Annotated in this window: 16 protein-coding genes and 1 pseudogene; 5 read left to right on the top strand and 12 right to left on the bottom strand. The window is 70.6% G+C overall.

From position 1 onward, the window contains the following. Positions 1–176 precede the first annotated feature (176 nt). Together IPN03_15650 and IPN03_15645 are read left to right on the top strand one after the other, a co-directional pair. Positions 177–584 carry a hypothetical protein gene (locus tag IPN03_15650; GenBank protein ID MBK9375109.1) on the top strand — a complete coding sequence of 136 codons (408 nt, stop codon included), beginning with the start codon at positions 177–179 and terminating at the stop codon, positions 582–584. Positions 585–1,350: 766 nt separating this feature from the next. Further along, positions 1,351–1,593, top strand: coding sequence for a hypothetical protein (locus tag IPN03_15645; GenBank protein ID MBK9375108.1), 243 nt, complete (start codon positions 1,351–1,353; stop codon positions 1,591–1,593). Between the two features lie 890 nt (positions 1,594–2,483). On the opposite strand, the gene IPN03_15640 is transcribed toward IPN03_15645, so the two are convergent. The 3 genes from IPN03_15640 to IPN03_15630 all read right to left on the bottom strand — a co-directional run bounded on the left by IPN03_15640 (position 2,484) and on the right by IPN03_15630 (position 4,418). Beyond that, on the bottom strand, positions 2,484–3,179 hold the full coding sequence (locus IPN03_15640) for a sulfite exporter TauE/SafE family protein (protein MBK9375107.1): 696 nt from the start codon (positions 3,177–3,179) through the stop codon (positions 2,484–2,486). A gap of 386 nt (positions 3,180–3,565) precedes the next feature. After that, positions 3,566–3,811: a hypothetical protein gene (locus IPN03_15635; protein ID MBK9375106.1), complete on the bottom strand. Its 246-nt coding sequence runs from the start codon at positions 3,809–3,811 to the stop codon at positions 3,566–3,568. A 277-nt stretch (positions 3,812–4,088) separates the two neighbouring features. Then, positions 4,089–4,418, bottom strand: a complete 330-nt coding sequence (locus tag IPN03_15630) for a hypothetical protein (GenBank protein ID MBK9375105.1) — start codon at positions 4,416–4,418, stop codon at positions 4,089–4,091. A 250-nt stretch (positions 4,419–4,668) separates the two neighbouring features. Here IPN03_15630 and IPN03_15625 point away from each other — a divergent pair, with 250 nt between their 5' ends. Then, on the top strand, positions 4,669–5,085 hold the full coding sequence (locus tag IPN03_15625) for a hypothetical protein (protein MBK9375104.1): 417 nt from the start codon (positions 4,669–4,671) through the stop codon (positions 5,083–5,085). Positions 5,086–5,639: 554 nt separating this feature from the next. Here the strand turns inward: IPN03_15625 and IPN03_15620 are convergent. The 3 genes from IPN03_15620 to IPN03_15610 form a co-directional block, all read right to left on the bottom strand. Then, positions 5,640–5,777, bottom strand: coding sequence for a hypothetical protein (locus IPN03_15620; protein ID MBK9375103.1), 138 nt, complete (start codon positions 5,775–5,777; stop codon positions 5,640–5,642). After that, complete coding sequence (locus IPN03_15615; GenBank protein MBK9375102.1) at positions 5,774–6,592, bottom strand: insulinase family protein; 819 nt, start codon at positions 6,590–6,592, stop codon at positions 5,774–5,776. Before IPN03_15615 ends, IPN03_15620 begins: the two co-directional genes overlap by 4 nt. Positions 6,593–6,769: 177 nt before the next feature. Further along, on the bottom strand, positions 6,770–8,428 hold the full coding sequence (locus tag IPN03_15610; protein MBK9375101.1) for an insulinase family protein: 1,659 nt from the start codon (positions 8,426–8,428) through the stop codon (positions 6,770–6,772). A 242-nt stretch (positions 8,429–8,670) separates the two neighbouring features. Between IPN03_15610 and IPN03_15605 the strand changes: the two are divergent. Then, a pseudogene (locus IPN03_15605) lies at positions 8,671–9,248 on the top strand (nitroreductase family protein). A gap of 6 nt (positions 9,249–9,254) precedes the next feature. Here IPN03_15605 and IPN03_15600 read toward each other — a convergent pair. Genes IPN03_15600 through IPN03_15590 form a run of 3 tightly spaced genes read right to left on the bottom strand, consistent with a single transcriptional unit; the run spans position 9,255 to position 11,000 of the window. After that, on the bottom strand, positions 9,255–9,785 hold the full coding sequence (locus IPN03_15600) for a DUF2780 domain-containing protein (GenBank protein ID MBK9375100.1): 531 nt from the start codon (positions 9,783–9,785) through the stop codon (positions 9,255–9,257). Between the two features lie 25 nt (positions 9,786–9,810). Then, a complete protein-coding gene (locus tag IPN03_15595) occupies positions 9,811–9,999 on the bottom strand; it encodes an Arc family DNA binding domain-containing protein (GenBank protein ID MBK9375099.1) in 189 nt (62 codons plus the stop codon). A 44-nt stretch (positions 10,000–10,043) separates the two neighbouring features. Further along, positions 10,044–11,000, bottom strand: a complete 957-nt coding sequence (locus IPN03_15590; protein ID MBK9375098.1) for an SPFH domain-containing protein — start codon at positions 10,998–11,000, stop codon at positions 10,044–10,046. A gap of 294 nt (positions 11,001–11,294) precedes the next feature. Between IPN03_15590 and IPN03_15585 the strand changes: the two genes are divergently transcribed. Next, positions 11,295–11,690, top strand: a complete 396-nt coding sequence (locus IPN03_15585; protein ID MBK9375097.1) for a cupin domain-containing protein — start codon at positions 11,295–11,297, stop codon at positions 11,688–11,690. A 27-nt stretch (positions 11,691–11,717) separates the two neighbouring features. Here the strand turns inward: IPN03_15585 and IPN03_15580 are convergent, their stop codons facing one another. The 3 genes from IPN03_15580 to proC are packed head-to-tail and all read right to left on the bottom strand — an operon-like array spanning position 11,718 to position 15,240. After that, a complete protein-coding gene (locus IPN03_15580) occupies positions 11,718–12,356 on the bottom strand; it encodes a hypothetical protein (protein MBK9375096.1) in 639 nt (212 codons plus the stop codon). After that, positions 12,353–14,425 (bottom strand): hypothetical protein, encoded by a 2,073-nt coding sequence (locus tag IPN03_15575; protein ID MBK9375095.1) that lies wholly within the window; start codon positions 14,423–14,425, stop codon positions 12,353–12,355. The genes IPN03_15580 and IPN03_15575 overlap by 4 nt, the downstream gene beginning before the upstream one ends. Next, a complete protein-coding gene (gene proC / locus IPN03_15570) occupies positions 14,422–15,240 on the bottom strand; it encodes a pyrroline-5-carboxylate reductase (protein ID MBK9375094.1) in 819 nt (272 codons plus the stop codon). Before proC ends, IPN03_15575 begins: the two co-directional genes overlap by 4 nt. Positions 15,241–15,288: the final 48 nt, after the last annotated feature.

Raw genomic sequence — 15,288 nt, 5'->3', positions numbered from 1 at the left:
ATCCTGAACGACGTTTCTCCAGGAACCGGAGATCGAGCTTCCTCTCGACGGACTTCTGTTCTGACACCCCGTCCGCCGGCGCCGCGCCTATGATTTGCGGCAGGAGAGATCCGGGACGGTGGAGCCATGGACGACCCGATCCGGGCGACGCCGGCGGGTGGACCGGTGAGATCACCGTGCCGCTTCGTGCGCCTCTTCGCTCGGCACCGAGATCGGTCGGCGCTACGAGTTGCGCGGCGTCCTCGGCATGGGCGGCTCGGCGGTCGTTTAGAGCGTTCGACCGCGAGCTGACGGCGCGTCGCGCTGAAGGTCGCCGGACCGACCGGACGTCGGAGGCCGCGCTCAAGCGCTTCCGGCGCGAGGTGGCCATCGCGCGCGACGCCGCGGGATGCCGTCTCGTGGTCTTCGACATCGGCCAGTCGGGCGACACGGTGTTCCTGACGATGGAGCTCGTCGACGGGGAATCGCTCCGTGAGCTTCTCGGCCGCGGCCGCTCCCGCCGGAGCGCGCGACCCAGATCGGCGTCGCGGTGCTGCACGCGCTCGCCGACCTGCACGCGCTGGGCATCGTTCACCGCGACGTGAAGCCGGGAACATCCTCCTGTCGGCGTCGGGAGAAGTGGCTCGCCGATTTCGGCCTCGCCCGGCACTGGGAAGATACCGAGACCCGCGTTACGGAGACCGAGGGGCTCGTCGGGACCATCAGTACCTCTCGCGCCGGGCAGGCGCTCAGCGACCTCCTCGACGCGCGGGCGGCCTCTACGCGTTCGGGGTCGTTCTCTTCGAGATGCTCGCTGGAAAGGTGCCGCTGCGCACCGGCTCGGCCCATCAGGACGATCGTGGCGCACATCCGCCGGAAACCACCTGATGTCAGGAAGCTCCGGCCGCAGTCGCCCTCCTGGCTCGCCGGCATCGTCACGCGCCTCCTCGCGAAGGACCGCGAGAGGCGCTACGCCTGACCGCCGACGTCCCTCGCCGTCCTCGGGGCCGGAGGCGCGGAGGGCTCCGCGCCGGCTGCGCGGCCCTCGCGATCGGCATTTCGGCCGCACTTCTGGCGATCGTCCTCGTGCTGGCGTTCCTCCCGGTCTTCCCGTGGAATCGGCCGCAGCTGTCGCCTCGTTCCGGACGGCGCAGGGGAATCCAGGCGCTCGACGGCGAGGACGCCTGCCCTGGCGGCGCGCGGGCGTGGAGGCGGGGCGTCAGGTCAACCTCGTCCGGCTGGGGGACGGGCGGACGGGAGCCGTGGCCGTGCGAGGCGGCTCGACGAGCCGAGGGAAGGTCCTCGAGCTCCTCCATCCGCTCACCGGACGGGTCTTGGCCGTGCCTCTCCCCGAGCCCGTCTCCGCGGCCTTTGGCCCGCTGCTTTCCCGACGTTCTCTCGAACACCTTCGTCGCGGGCGCGCTCTTCCCGTTCGGCGTGGAGGGAGATGGCGTCGACGAGGTGGCCGTGAGCCTGTGTCACAGCCCGCTCTATCCCGGCGCGACCTACGTCTGCGACCTGAAACGCCGGCGGGTCGTCGTCGCGTTCTACGGTTCCAGGCATCACTACGCCGGGGCCGCGGCCGACGTCGACGCAGACGGCCGGAAGGACTGATCCTCGCCGGGTTCAACAACCGGATGGGCTTCTCCGGCTCGGTCGCGGCGCTGAAGGTCCCGCGGGACGACGGAGCGGTCGGTCGCGACGCCAGCCTGCCTTCTGCGGAATCGCCGGACCGCCCGTCCTGGGGCGACCGGTCCCCGCTCCTGGCCTGGTACGCCCTCGTCCCCGCATGCGGTCTTCGACGGAAGCGTCCGGCCCCGCGGTCGAGGCGGCGAGCGTCCTAAGGTCGGGGCGTATGGACCGAGACAGATCGAAGAGCTCGCTCTCGACGGATTTCCTCGACGTGGTCCCCGTGCGGCCGGGGGAATCAGAAAGGCGCGCGCTGGCCCGGGAAGAGGCGTATGTGCACCTGCGAAAGAGGCCGCCCGGCTTCGGGGCGCGGGCCGGACCGCAGAGGCCTTGTCTGAAGTGGAGCTGGCGTGGGAACGCGCTCAGGGAGGCCGGCGACGCCCTTGCCAGTGGACTGCCCGGGCCCGGGCCGTGGCGCTCCTCGACGCCGGCCGGAGCGCTGCGGCGGATGCGGCCTGGGTGTCCGCTTACGGGCGGACGGAGGAGCAGGCGCGCCGATCGCCGTGGAAGCGGGCCGCGCGTTCCACCTCCATGGAGATCTCGGCCGGGCCATCGACTGGTATCGCCGCGGCCTCTCTCGGAAAAAGGGGACCGCGTCCGGCTCGGGGCCGACCCCACTGAGCTGATCGTCGGAGGACCTCGCTCTCGGCGAAGCGCGCGCCGGTGGGACGAGGCCGCGGCCGAGGTCACGAACCGGTTCGACGCGGCCTATCCCGACCGGGGTTTCGACACCGCGCCGCTCCAGGTCTGGATCGCCTGGCGTACCGGCCGGCGTCCGCGCTTCAGGCGAATCAGGTCTCGATCAGGCTCTTCCGCTACTGGAGCCCTGAGGTCCGGCGCGCCCGCGGCGGAACCGGCGACGCTCCTCGCCGACGCCCAGCGCGTCGGCAGGGAGGACCCCTCGACGTCGCGCCGCTCTTCGCCTCGCTCAGCGCCGAGGTCCTCGCCGGCCTCCGGCCGGAAGGGCGAGGCGAGGAAGCTAGCCGCCGAGGCGCTCTCCGGCGCGAGGACGCTCGCCGTGTCCGACACCGGCGTCCGTGCCCACCTCGGCCTCGTAAGAGGAACGGGCCGGGGCGCTCAGCGTCAGCTCCGCTGGAGCAGGAGGACGGCGGTGAGCGCCGGGGCCGATGACGACGACGGCCGCGCGCCCTTCTCCTTGCCGATGCGCCGGGCCAAAGCGCGCCCGGCGTAACCGCCGACCGTCGCTCCCCGATCATCACGAGCGCGATGGGCCGAAGGACGGCGCCGTGCAGGACGAACCACGCCGCCGCGACGACGTTGATCGTGATGCCGAAGAGTTCTTCCAGCCCGTTCATCGCGTGGATGTCGGTGAGGCCCAGGAAGCCGAGGACGACGAGCATCAGGATGCCGATGCCTGCGCCGAAGTAGCCGCCGTAGACCGCGACGGCGAGCTGGGCCAGCGTCGCCATGCCCCAACGGGCCGTCGTGGGCCGTCTGGCGCGTGCCGCCTCGACGTCGCCCTTCCTCTTCGAGAGGACGATCTGGAGCATGAAGAGGGCGTCGCGAAGAGGACGAGGACGGCGCGAGGCTCGCGAAAGAGCTTCTCGGGAGTTTCAGGAGGAGAACCGACCCGATGCCGCCGCCGACGGGGCTCGGGAGGAAGAGCGTCTTCAGCCAGGCGCGGTGCGTCGCCACCTCGCGCCGGTAGCCGGCGAGGCTCGCGGCCGCCCGGGAGGAGCGCGATCGTCGACGTGGCGTTCGCCTGGATCGCCAGGACCCCGAGGGGAGGATGAGCGTCAGGGAACGTGAGATCGTCCGCCCCTGCGAGGGCGTTCGCGACCCCCGCGCCGGCCGAGGAGGCGAGGCGCGGCGATCTCGCCGGCCGTCGCTTCGCCGCAGGCTCCGCGGGGCGGACGATTCTCTCGGCGCTCCGGCGTCATCGACCCTCAGCCAGGAACCCTGGTAAGAGCCGCACGTCAGGATGGCCGAGCCGGAATCTCAGCGTGTAGAAGGTCTCCGAGGCCTGGTGGCCGCTGTTGCAGTAGACGACGACGGGCCTCTCCCAGGAGACGCCGGCCTCTTCGAGCTCCGCGCGGGTCGCGGCCTCGGGGCGGAACGAGCCGCCGTCGACGTCCTTCTTCCAGAAGCGGTTCCTCGCCCCGGAATGCGCCCTGCCGCCCACTGCTCCTCAGGCCGCAGTCCAAGAAGACGGTTCTCTCGTCGCCGATGCGCTTCTTCACGTCGTCGATCGGGACGAGGACGAGGTATCGCCCGGGAGGGTCGGCTTTGCGACAGGGATGAGCGAACGGTCCTTCGTCGTCGCGCGCGCCTCGGCCGTCCAGCGCGAAGCCGCCGTCAGGACGGAGACTTTCCGGGCTCCGGCGATCAGGGCGGCCGTGGCGACACGTCGCGTCGTTGTCGCTCTCTGCGCCGTAGACGACGACGTGTGACCCGGAAGGTCACCCCCGGCGCGAAGGCGAAGACGACGCCGGGACCTCAGGCGGGTATGTCGTGGCGGGGACGCCGCCCGACGTGGAGCGGAGGTTCTCGACCGCGACGCTCTGCGCTCCCTGCAGGTGCGCGGCGAGGAAGTCGCGCATCGGCCGGGCGTCGAGGAGGACGAAGGCCTTCGATCCCAGGGCTGCCGATAACCACTCGCCCGAGACGACGGCCGGGGCCGAAGGGGCCTTCGTCGTTTCGGCCGCGAGGGAAGACGGGGCGAGGGCGGCGGCCGGGGCGACGAGGAGAAGGACGATGAGGAGGCGGGAGGCGCGCGGCGAGAACCTCATGCCTCGGATGATGCCAGCAGCCGGGCTATCCTCCGCCCCGCATGCGCAGACGTGTCGGCATCTGGCTCTTCGCCCTCCTCGTCACCCTCTCCTCAGCCATCTACCAGCGGCTCACCGGGCCAACGCGGCCCGCCCGCGGCACCGTGATGCTCGGGGAGTCGGACGTGAAGCTCCGGCTGCTCCGTTCCTGGGCGGGAGCAGGAGACCTCGCCGTCACCGTGAAGGCTCCGGACCCGGGGTCACCGGAAGCGTGGCGTGGCGGCGCTACCCGACGAACGACGCGTTCGCGGCGCTGCCGATGGTCCGCGAGGGCGAGACGCTCAGAACAGCCCTGCCGCACCAGCCACCCGCCGGCAAGGTCAGTACCAGGTCCGGCTCCGAGCGCGCGAGGGCAATTCGCCCTCTTCCCCAGCGCCCGGCGATCGCCCGCTTCAAGGGCGCGGTCTCCAACGTCGTCATCGTCCCGCACGTCTTTGCGATGTTCACCAGGATGCTCGTCGCGAACGCGGCCGGCCTCTTCGCCCTCCGCGGCGAACGAAAGCTCTTCCGGATCTCGCTCGTCGTCGTGGCGCTCCTCACGTTCGGCGGCCTCTTCCTCCAGGCCGCTCGTCCGGAAAGCAGGCCTTCGACGCCTACTGGACCGGCTGGCCCTTCGGCGGCGACATGACCGACAACAAGACCGCCGTCGCCGTCCTCGCGTGGGCGTTCGCGGCGCTGCGCGCCCGCGCAGGCCCGCGACGCCCGCGTCGCCGTCGGCGTCGCGGCGCTCGTGACGCGCGCCGTCTTCATGATCCCGCACAGCGCCTGGGGCGCCCAGATCGACTGGTCCAAGCTTCCGCCGCCGAAGTAGGGGGGAGCCGGATCGGGCCGTCAGGGCAGCGGCGAGCGTGAGCCAGCGGATCGCGGGAGCAGCACCCGGAGGCGGGAGCCTCACCGCGTCCTTCAGGGCGCCCGGGTGGTCCAGGTCACCCGACTCGACCTCGGAGGCCTTGCCGACCGCGAGGACGACCATCTTCTCCGGCTCGAGGAGCTTCTTCGCCAGCTTCCGGACGTCGGCGGCCGTCACCGCCTTCACCTTCTCGCGGTAGTCGACCCACCAGTCTTCGGGCCAGCCGTTCAGCTGCTCCTCGGCGAAGCGGTTCGCGATCGCCTGGCGGCTCGCCCACTGAGCGGGGAACGACTCGACGAGGCCGTCCTTGACCGACGCCAGCTCGGACTCGGTCAGCACGCCTCGTCCTTCAGCCTCTGCATCTCGGCGAGCGCGAGGCGCGGGGCGTAGGCCACCGTGGTGTTCTTCGTCTGGAGGCCGCCGGTCAGGTCGCCGCGCCAGTGGGGCCCCTCGCCGAGCGTCGTCCTCACGCCGTACGTGAGGCCCTCGTCGAGCGGATCTTCTTCATGAGGCGCGCCGTGAAGCCGCCACCGCCGAGGACGTGGTTCATCACCATTGCCGGGTACCAGTCGGGGTCGGAGCGGCGCATCCCGGGAAGGCCCACTGGAGCATCGCCTGCGGGGCGTCCTTGTCGCAGACGTAGAGTCCCGGCGTCCGCGCGAAGTCGGGCTCGGGCACCTTCGGGCTCAGGCGCGCGGTCTTTCCCGCCGCGATCGCGCCGACCGTCCGTTGAGGAGGTCGACCATCGCCTTCTTTTCGAACTTCCCAGAGACGGCGACGGCGAGGTTCGCCGAGGTGGAGGAGCCCGGCGTGGAACGCGAGGAGATCTCTCGCGCGTGATCGCGTCGAGGCTCGCGGCGGTCGTGTTTTCCGTGGCGAAGAACTTCTCGCCGAAGAGGAGAGTGGGCATCTGGATCTGGGCGATCGACGTGACGGCGTCGTTGCGCCGCTCGAGCGCCTGCCTCGCGCCCTTCTTGGCGAGGTCGAGCCGGTCCTGCGCGAACCCAGGCTGGGTGAGGGCCTGCATCATGAGGTCGAGCCCCTCGGCCAGGTCTTTCTCCTGCACCTGGAGGTAGAGGCTGCCGCTCGTCGCGGTGGAGGCCGACGACAGCGTCGCCGCGAGAGCCTCGAGGCGGTCCTCGACCGCCGCGGCGTCCCTCTTCTGCGTCCCGCCGACGGCGAGCTGGGAGCCGAAGGTTCGCGAGCCCTTCCTTCCCGGCCGGCTCCATGTAGGCGCCGCCCCGCCACCAGACGGTGATGCGGACGAGCGGGACGCCCGTCGGATCGGAGACGAGGTAGGCCGGGACTCTGTTCTTCAGGACGACCTTCGCGTCCTTCGCCTTCGGGACCTGGAAGGCGATAGGGGATAGGAGGGCTTCTCGGGGCGGTCAGGGATCGCCTGCCCGAGGGCCGCAGGACGCCGAGACGGCGAGCAGGAGTGCGCCGCAGTTCACGAAGCGGTTCATCCCTTCACCTCCGGGACCGGGGCGGCGGCTGGGGCCGGGGGCGCTCCGGGGGGCATGCCGCCGGGGCGGCGCCGCGGCATCCCCTCGCCCCCGCCCTTGCGCGTCGTGAGGAGGACGCTGCGGCTCTCCTTCACGAGGTACTTCTTCGCGACGCGCTGGACGTCGTCGCGGGTCACGGCCTCGACCTTCTTCGGAGAATCCAGGAGGTCCCGGTACGTGCCGCTGCTCTCGGCCTGGGCGAGAGACTCGCGGATACCGGAGTTGCTCTCGAGCCGGGTGTAGAAGGCAACGCGGAGGGCGTTCTTCGCGCGGGCCAGCTCGTCGTCGGAGATTCCTTCCTTCACGACCTTGTCGAGCTCGGCGTAGAGGAGCGGTTCGACCTCGCCGGGCCGTTTGCCGGGGGCCGGCGTCGCGGAGACCGTGAAGAGGCCGCCGTACTTCTGCCCGCGAAAGTAGGCCGAGGCGCGGGTCGCGGCCTTCTGGTCGAGGACGAGGGCCCGGTGGAGCCGGCCCGACGGCGGACGCGTCGGTCCGCCCATGCCGGGGCGGCCGGTCATCGGCGCTCCGCCGAGGACGACGCCGAGGACCTGCAGGGCCGCCGCGTCGCCGTGGACGGCGGGAACGGCCTTGTAGGAGGCCTCCGCGGACGGCGTCATCTCGACCTCGGCCACCATCCGCTGCTCGGCGGGCTGGACGGGCTCCATCGTCACGACCGGCGGGACCCCCTTCGGGTTCGCGGGGATCCGGCCGAAGTACTTCTCCATGAGGGCGTGCGTCTTCTCGGGGTCGAGGTCGCCGACGAGAATCGCCGTGAGGTTGTTCGGGGCGTAGTAGGTGGCGAAGAACTCGCTGCCCTGCTCGCGTGTCACCTGGGCGATGTCGCTCGGCCAGCCGATGACCTGCCAGTGGTACGGGTGCGCCATCCACGTCATCGCGTTGAACGCCTCGTTCACCGTCCCGCCGGGGCGCGACTCGAGCGTCTGCCGGCGCTCCTCCAGGATGACGTTCCGCTCGCTGTAGAACTCGCGGAAGACCGGATTCGCGAGCCGGTCGGATTCGAGCCAGGCCCAGAGCTCGACCTTGTTGGACGGGATGCCGACGATGTAGAACGTCCGGTCATTGCTCGTCGACGCGTTCAGCCCGGTCGAGCCGTTCTCCTGGTAGATCTTGTCCATCTCGTCCTTGACGATGAGCGCGCGCTGCTGGGCGACGAGCGCGTCGAACTTCGCGAGGAGCTCGCCGAGGCGCGGGGTCCGGGCGGCCGGATCCATCATGTCCGCGATCTCGCCGCGGCGCTGCTTTTCGCGCAGAACCGCCATCTCCTCGCGGATCAAGACCTGCACCTCGTCCTGCATGCCGTTCAGCTCGAGGTCGCGCGCGGCGTCCTTCGTGCCGATCGTCTTCGTCCCCTTGAACATCATGTGCTCGAAGAGGTGGGCGAGGCCGGTGATGCCGGGCCGTTCGTTCGCGCTTCCGACGCGGGCGAGCCAGCCGCAGGAGACGGTCGGCTGGTCGTGCCGCTCGACTATCAGGACCTTCATGCCGTTGGACAACGTCCGCTCGACGACGTCGATCTCCTGGGCGGGCAGGGGGGCCGCGATGGATGCCGCTGCGGCCAGCAGGACGGCGATGGTGCGGCCTCTGAGGACGTTCATGGCTCTTCCTCCGATGTGTAGATGGGAGTGGGCGGCGGTCCACGCGAAGCACGGGCCATCGGACATTGTAGGTCCCGAGCGAGATCGAGGAATGCGACGATCCTGCCCACCGAAAGGAGATCTCCGTGACGGAACCGACTCGGAAGGATCCCGGATTCCCGTCCCGCCCCTTCGTGCCGCTCTCGTTCACTCGCCGGACGCTCCCGGAGTCCGCCGAGCGCGCGCGGACGTTCTTCGAGGAGATGGACCGCCGCCGCACGACGCGGCACTTCTCGACCGATCCGGTGCCGAGGGAGCTGATCGAGTGGGCGATCCGGACGGCGGGGACGGCGCCGAGCGGCGCCCACCAGCAGCCCTGGACCTGGGTCGCCGTCTCCGACCCCGGCCTCAAGCGGCAGATCCGCGAGGCCGCCGAGAAGGAGGAGCGCGAGTTCTACGGTGGCCGCGCCCCCGAGGAGTGGCTCGAGGCGCTCGCGCCTCTCGGCACCGACGAGGTCAAGGCGCATCTCACCGACGCGCCGTGGATCGTCGTCCTCTTCGCGCAGACGCACGGAGTGCGATCCGACGGCTCGAAGCGGACGCACTACTACGTCCCGGAGTCGTGCGGGATCGCGGCGGGGCTCTTCATCGCGGCCGTCCACCGGATGGGTCTCGTGACGCTGACCCACACGCCGAGCCCGATGGTCTTCCTGCGCGAGTTGCTCGGCCGGCCCGCGAACGAGAAGGCGCTGCTCGTAATGCCGGTGGGCTACCCGCGCCCGGCGCGAAGGTCCCCGACCTCTCGCGGAAGGCCCTCGACGAGATCGCCGTCTGGAAGTAAGGGCTCCTACTTGAGAACGCCCCCGAGGAGCTTGCCGACCGTGTCGCCCCCCTTCTTCTGGGCGTAGTCGACGACGACCGGCGCGTACTTCGCCACCATGTCGCTCTTCAGGCCGAGCTTGCTGAAGACCGGGGCAAGGCCCGCGAGCCCGGCGGCTTTACCGCCCACCGCGCCGGCCGCCGCTCCGAGAGCGCCGCCGCCTTTCGGGGCGTCCGCGACCGGGGCGGATGCGATCAGCTTGTCCGTGCCGGGAATCGCGGTTGCGACTTTCGCGAAGTCGTCAGCCTTGAGCTTCCCCTTGGCGAGCCCGAGAAGCGCTCCCGCCCCCCCTTCGGCCTGCATGGGCGTCACGCCGAGCTTGCTCACCAGGGAGCCGACGAGGTCCGGGTTGGCGGAGTTCTCGACGGTGAGGGTTGGCGCAGCGGCCGCCTGGGCCGCCGGTGCCGCCGGTGCGGCCGGTACGGCGGCGGGGACCTGAGCGAGCGTCGCGGAGGCGGCGAGGGCAGAAACGGCAACGAGGCACAGGAAGCGCTTCATGGGATCTCTCCTCTTGCGGCGGATTCTAGAACTCCCGTCCCGTCGCGCCGGCCGAATCGCTACGCGCCCGCCCCCGCCGCCGGGCCCGGACCGCGTCCCGGAGGAGGTACTCGATCTGGCCGTTCACGCTCCGGAACTCGTCCGCCGCCCACTTCTCGATCTCGGCGAAGAGGGCGGGGTCGATCCGGAGCAGGAACGCTTTTCGAGGTTCCATCGGATGCGGCGGTCCGGCGGCAGGTGGATTCGCCATCGGCGGTCTCAGCCGTAGAGCGTGCCGGTGTTCACCACGGGGTGGACCTCGGCCTCGCCGCAGAGGACGACCATGAGGTTGCTCACCATGGCGGCCTTCCGGTCGTCGTCGAGGATGAGGACGTTCTTCTCCGAAAGCTCCTTGAGGGCCATCTCGACCATGCTGACGGCGCCGTGGACGATCTTCTGCCGGGCGGCGATGACGGCCTCGGCCTGCTGGCGGCGGAGCATCGCCTGGGCGATCTCGGGGGCGTAGGCGAGGTGCGTGAGGCGCGCCTCCTCGACGACGACGCCGGCCTTGACGAGCCGCTCGTGCAGCTCCTTGCGCAGGGCGGCGGAGACGTCCTCCACGTTCGACCGAAGCGTGATCTCGTCCTCCTCGCCGTGGTCGTAGCCGTAGAGGCTCGCGATGTGGCGCAGGGCCGACTCGCTCTGGGTCTCGACGTACTTCTCGTAGTCGTCCACGTCGAACATCGCCATGGCCGTGTCCTGGACGCGCCAGATGACGACGGCCGCGATCTCGATCGGGTTGCCCCCCTTGTCGTTCACCTTCAGGCGCTGGCCGTTCAGCGTCCGGGCGCGGAGCGAGATCTTGTTGCGCTTCGGGTGGCGGGCGGCGGCCGCCGCGGCCTGGGCGGCGATCGCCGTGGGCGTGCCGCCGTGCGCCTCGGCCGATGTGGCGGCCGCGGAGGAGGCTCCCGACCCGTTCGTGTAGAAGGGGTTGCCCCAGTGGAAGCCGCTTTCCCGGACCGTTCCCTTGTAGGCGCCGAAGAGGACGAGGACGCGCGCTTCGTTGGGCTGCAGCGTGAAGAAGCCGGTGAGAAGGATGATCCAGACCGGGATCGCGAGGAGGGAGAGGACGAGGGGAAGGACGTAAGGGTGTCCCGTCGCCGGAATCCCGGCCGCGAGGGACCAGACGAAGAGCCCGATGTCCACGACGATGAACGCGAGGACGAGGACGAGCATCGTCCACCCGTTGTGGACCGTCACCGTCGTTTCCCGGTTGACGCTCAGGGTGGTGGGTTTCATGGCGGAACCTCCCTTTCGGCTGCTTTCGCAGTGATATCACCGTGAAATACGGATGGTCAAGAGGAAGGTTTCCGGAATGGAAGAGCAGGCCGGTGCCCGCCGAGGAGGCGGTCGAGGACTCCCTGCGCGCCCTTGCCTTCCGGCGTCTCACGCGTTATGCAAGCGCCGTGATCCAGGCCGCCCACCCGGTCCTGATGGCGCGCGGGTGAACGCCCCGAAGGAGACTCGAGCATGGACGACCGTCGACGACCGAACCCGGCGCTGAACCAGCTCGTCCGTTCCCGAGCCGTCGACTGGAAGCCCCTGGACGAGCCGGGCGTCACCGGCGTCTCCGTCAAGGTCCTGCGTTTCGACGAGGCGGAGAAGAGGGCCCCGACGATCCTCCTCCGGTTCGACCCGGGCGCGTCGTACCCGGTCCATTCGCACCCTGGCGGCGAGGAGATCTTCGTCCTCGAGGGAGACGTGCGACTCGGGAAGGACTCGCTGCAGGCAGGCGACTACATCTACACCGCACCGCACAACGTGCACGGGGTCAGGAGCGAAGGGGGCTGCGTCCTCCTCGTCAGCGTGCCGGAGGAAGTCGAGATCCTGCGCGGAGAGGTCCCGGCGCCTCCCGCGCTCCAGTAGCCCTGCGAAGCGAAGCGGAACGAAGGCTTACCGGGTCTCGACCCCCTCGGCCGCCGTCACCGTCAGCGTCTGCGTGCTCCGGGCCTCGCCGTACGTCACCGTCACGCGGTAGTCGCCAGGCGCTACGTGCCGGCCGGCCGGTAGGCCGCCGTACTCGGTGAGGAGGTCCTTCGTCTTCTTCAGGTCCCACGAAACGCGCCCGAGACCGGGGACGCCGGGCGCCGTCAGGTTCGCGACGGGCCGGCCGTCCGGGCCGGCGATCGAGACTTTCACCGGCTCTCCGGTCGCCTCCTTGACCCAGAACGTCAGGAGCGCCCCTTCCTTCGGGTTCTCTCCCCGAAACTGCGCTTTCCCGTCCCAGTCGGCCCAGCCGGGGAGGAGGTGCCGGGCCTCGGCGGGGCGCGGCGGGAAGAGGTGCAACGCCTTCGCACGGACCTCGGGGCCGAGCTCCTGCAGGGCCGTCACGTCGTCGATGACGAAGAGGCTCCGGCCGTGCGTCGCGACGACGAGGTCCCGGTCCCTCTCGTGGATCGCGATGTCGTCGACGGGGACGGTGGGCAGGTCGCCCAGCTTCACCCAGGTGCGGCCGCGGTCGAGGGTCGCGTAGAAGCCGTACTCGGTCCCGGCGTAGAGGAGGTCGGGGTTCTTCGGGTCCTCGCGGATCACGTCGGCCGCCCCGTCCTTCGGGAGGTCTCCGGCGACGGAGGTCCAGGTCCGGCCGAGGTCGGCCGTCCGGAAGTAGAGCGGCGCGTGGTTCCCGCTCCGGAAGGCAGAGACGGCCAGGTACGCGACCTTCTCGTCGTGGCGCCCCGCCTCGACGCGGGCGATCCACTGCCCCTGGCGGTCGCGGGGAGAGAGCCGGTCAGGTCGGTCCACTTCGCCCCGCCGTCCTCCGTCATCCAGAGCTTCCCGTCGTCGGTCCCGGCCCAGAGGAGCCCGGCCTTCAGAGGCGACTCGGAGAAGGCGTAGACGACGCCGTAGTTCTCGGCGCCGCTCCCCTTCGCCGTCATCTTCGTCAGCTCCTGGGTCGAGAGGTCGGGGCTCACGGCCGTGTATTTCTCACCCTTGTCCGTCACGCGGAAGACGCGGTTCCCGGCGAGGAACATCGTTCCCTTCTCGTGCCGGCTCGGGACGAGGGGCGAGTTCCAGTGGAAGCGGAAGGACGGCTGCCCCTCGGCCGGCTCCGGGCGGAGGTTCCTGACCTGGCCGCTCCCGAGGTGGAACCGGTGGACGTATCCCTCCTGTGACTCGGCGTAGACGAGGTTGCGGTCTACGGGATCGAAGACGCACCAGAAGCCGTCCCCGCCCCCCACCTGGATCCAGTCCGCGTTGACGATGCCATCCTTCGTGAAGGTCCGGCTCGGGCCGACCCAGTTCACGTTGTCCTGAAGGCCCCCGCAGATCCGGTAAGGGGAGGAGTCGTCGAGGGATATCCGGTAGAACTGCCCGGAGGGGATCCGGTCCACGTGGTCCCACGTCCCGCCCGCGTCGGCGCTCAGGTAGGCGCCACCGTCCGTTCCGAGGAAGAGGCGCGGCGACACCGGCTTCTTCTCCGGCTCCGGCGGCTCGCCCTCCTTCGGCGGGGCGGGGCGTCGCGGCGCGGGTGTCCCGGTGACGACGAGCTCGTGGCAATCGGGGTGGACCTTCCCGAAGAGATCCTCGCGCCACGTCCTGCCGCCGTCGTCCGAGACGGAGAGGGCGAAGCCGAGAACGTAGACGCGCCGGTCGTTGACCGGGTCGATCCGGATCTGGCTGAAGTAGAAGGGGCGCGGGTTCAGGCGTGAGGCGCGAACCCAGGTGTCGCCGCCGTCCTCGGAGCGGAAAGTCCCGCCGGCGCGGCTCTCGATCTCGTCGATCCCGCTCGTCCCTCCCGCGTCGCTCTGGACGACCGCCATGACCACCTTCGGGCTCGAGGCCGAGATGGCGAGTCCGATGCGGCCCGTCTGGGGCGGGAGGCCGCCCGCGAGCTTCGTCCAGGTGGAGCCGCCGTCCGTCGAGCGGAAGATCCCGCCCGCGTCGCGGCCGCCGGTCAGGGAGGGCCCGTAAGTGAAGGACCACGGGGTCCGGCGGCGCGCGTAGAGCGCCGCGAAGACGACGTTCGGGTCGGCGGGAGAGAGGACGACGTCGGCGCAGCCGGTGTCGGCGTCGTCTGGGGCCGCGGCGGAAAGCACCTTCGTCCAGCTCTTCCCGCCATCCGTCGTCCGGAAGAGCCCCCGCTCGCCTCCTTTCGTCCAGAGGTCGCCCGAGACGGCGACGAACGCGACGTCGGGACTCGCGGGGTGGACGCGGATCCTTCCGATGGCACGGCTCGACGCGAGGCCGACGTGCGACCACGTCGCCCCGGCGTCCGAGGAGCGGAAGACTCCGGTGCCGAAGCCGGCGCTGTTGCGGTCCGTCGCCTCGCCCGTCCCGGCCCAGATCACTCGCGGGTCCGACGGGGCCACCGCGACGGCGCCGATCGAGAAGACCTTCTCCTCCTTCATCAGCGGCGAGAACGTCGCGCCCGCATTCGTCGTCTTCCAGAGGCCGCCCGTGGCGTGGCCGAGGTAGAAGGTGGCGGGGTCTTCCGGGTCGACAGCGATCGAGACGACCCGTCCTCCCATGACCGATGGACCGATGGACCGTGCTTTCAGGGCAGCGAGCTGGGTGGAGGGCGGCGTGCCTGGGAGCGCCGGGGCTGGGGCGACGGCGGCCTTCGCGGCGAGGAGGAGGCTTGCGGCGAGGAGCGCGCTCACTTGCCCAGCTCCCCGGCAGCGCGGGCGGCCGTCTCGATACCGCGGGCGAGGACGGAGCGGATGCGCCCGTCTTCCATTGCGAGGATGCCCGCGATCGTGCAGCCGGCGGGGGTCGTCACGTCGTCCTTCAGGGCCGCGGGGTGACGGCCCGTCACGAGGACCATCTCCGCGGCGCCGAGGGCCGCCTGCGCGGCCAGCTCGATGGCGGCCGCGCGGGGCAGGCCGCGCATGACGCCGCCGTCGGCGAGCGACTCGAGGACGACGTAGATGAACGCCGGGCCGCTCGCCGAGAGGGCGGTCACGGTGTCCATGTGCTTCTCCTCAAGCTCCATCGTCCGCCCCATCGTCGAGAAGATGTCGAGGGCCACGGCCGCGTGTTCGTCCGTGGCGTGCGCCCCTTTCGAGACGACCGTCATCCCCTTGCCGATGAAGCAGGGGGTGTTCGGCATCGCACGGACGACCGGAATCCCCTCGCCGACCGCCTCCTCGATGGCCGCTGTCGAGATGCCGGCGGCGATCGAGACGAGGAGCGGCGCGTGGCCGAGCGCACCCTTCGCCTTCAGCCCGTCACACGCCTTCGCCACGTCCTTCGGCTTCAGGCAGAGGACGACGATGTCGGCCCCGCGGGCCGCCTCGGCGTTGTCGGTCGTGCAGAGCAGGCCCAGCTCGCCGGAGATCTTGTCGGCAGTCTGGCGGGTTCGTGCGGTGCAGGCGAGCTGCCCCGGTTCCACCTTGCCGGAACGCAGGAGTCCCCCTGCCAGCGCGCGTCCCATGGTCCCCGAGCCGATGATGGCGATCCGCTTTCCGGTGAGCATTGATCCGTCTCCTGTGCCTGGGAAGGGCGGGGGAATCGTACTCGACGG

Source organism: Holophagales bacterium, assembly GCA_016719485.1.
Taxonomy (GTDB): domain Bacteria; phylum Acidobacteriota; class Thermoanaerobaculia; order UBA5066; family UBA5066; genus UBA5066.
The sequence above is the reverse complement of the archived record's forward strand: the minus strand, read 5'-3'. Positions and strand labels throughout refer to the sequence as shown.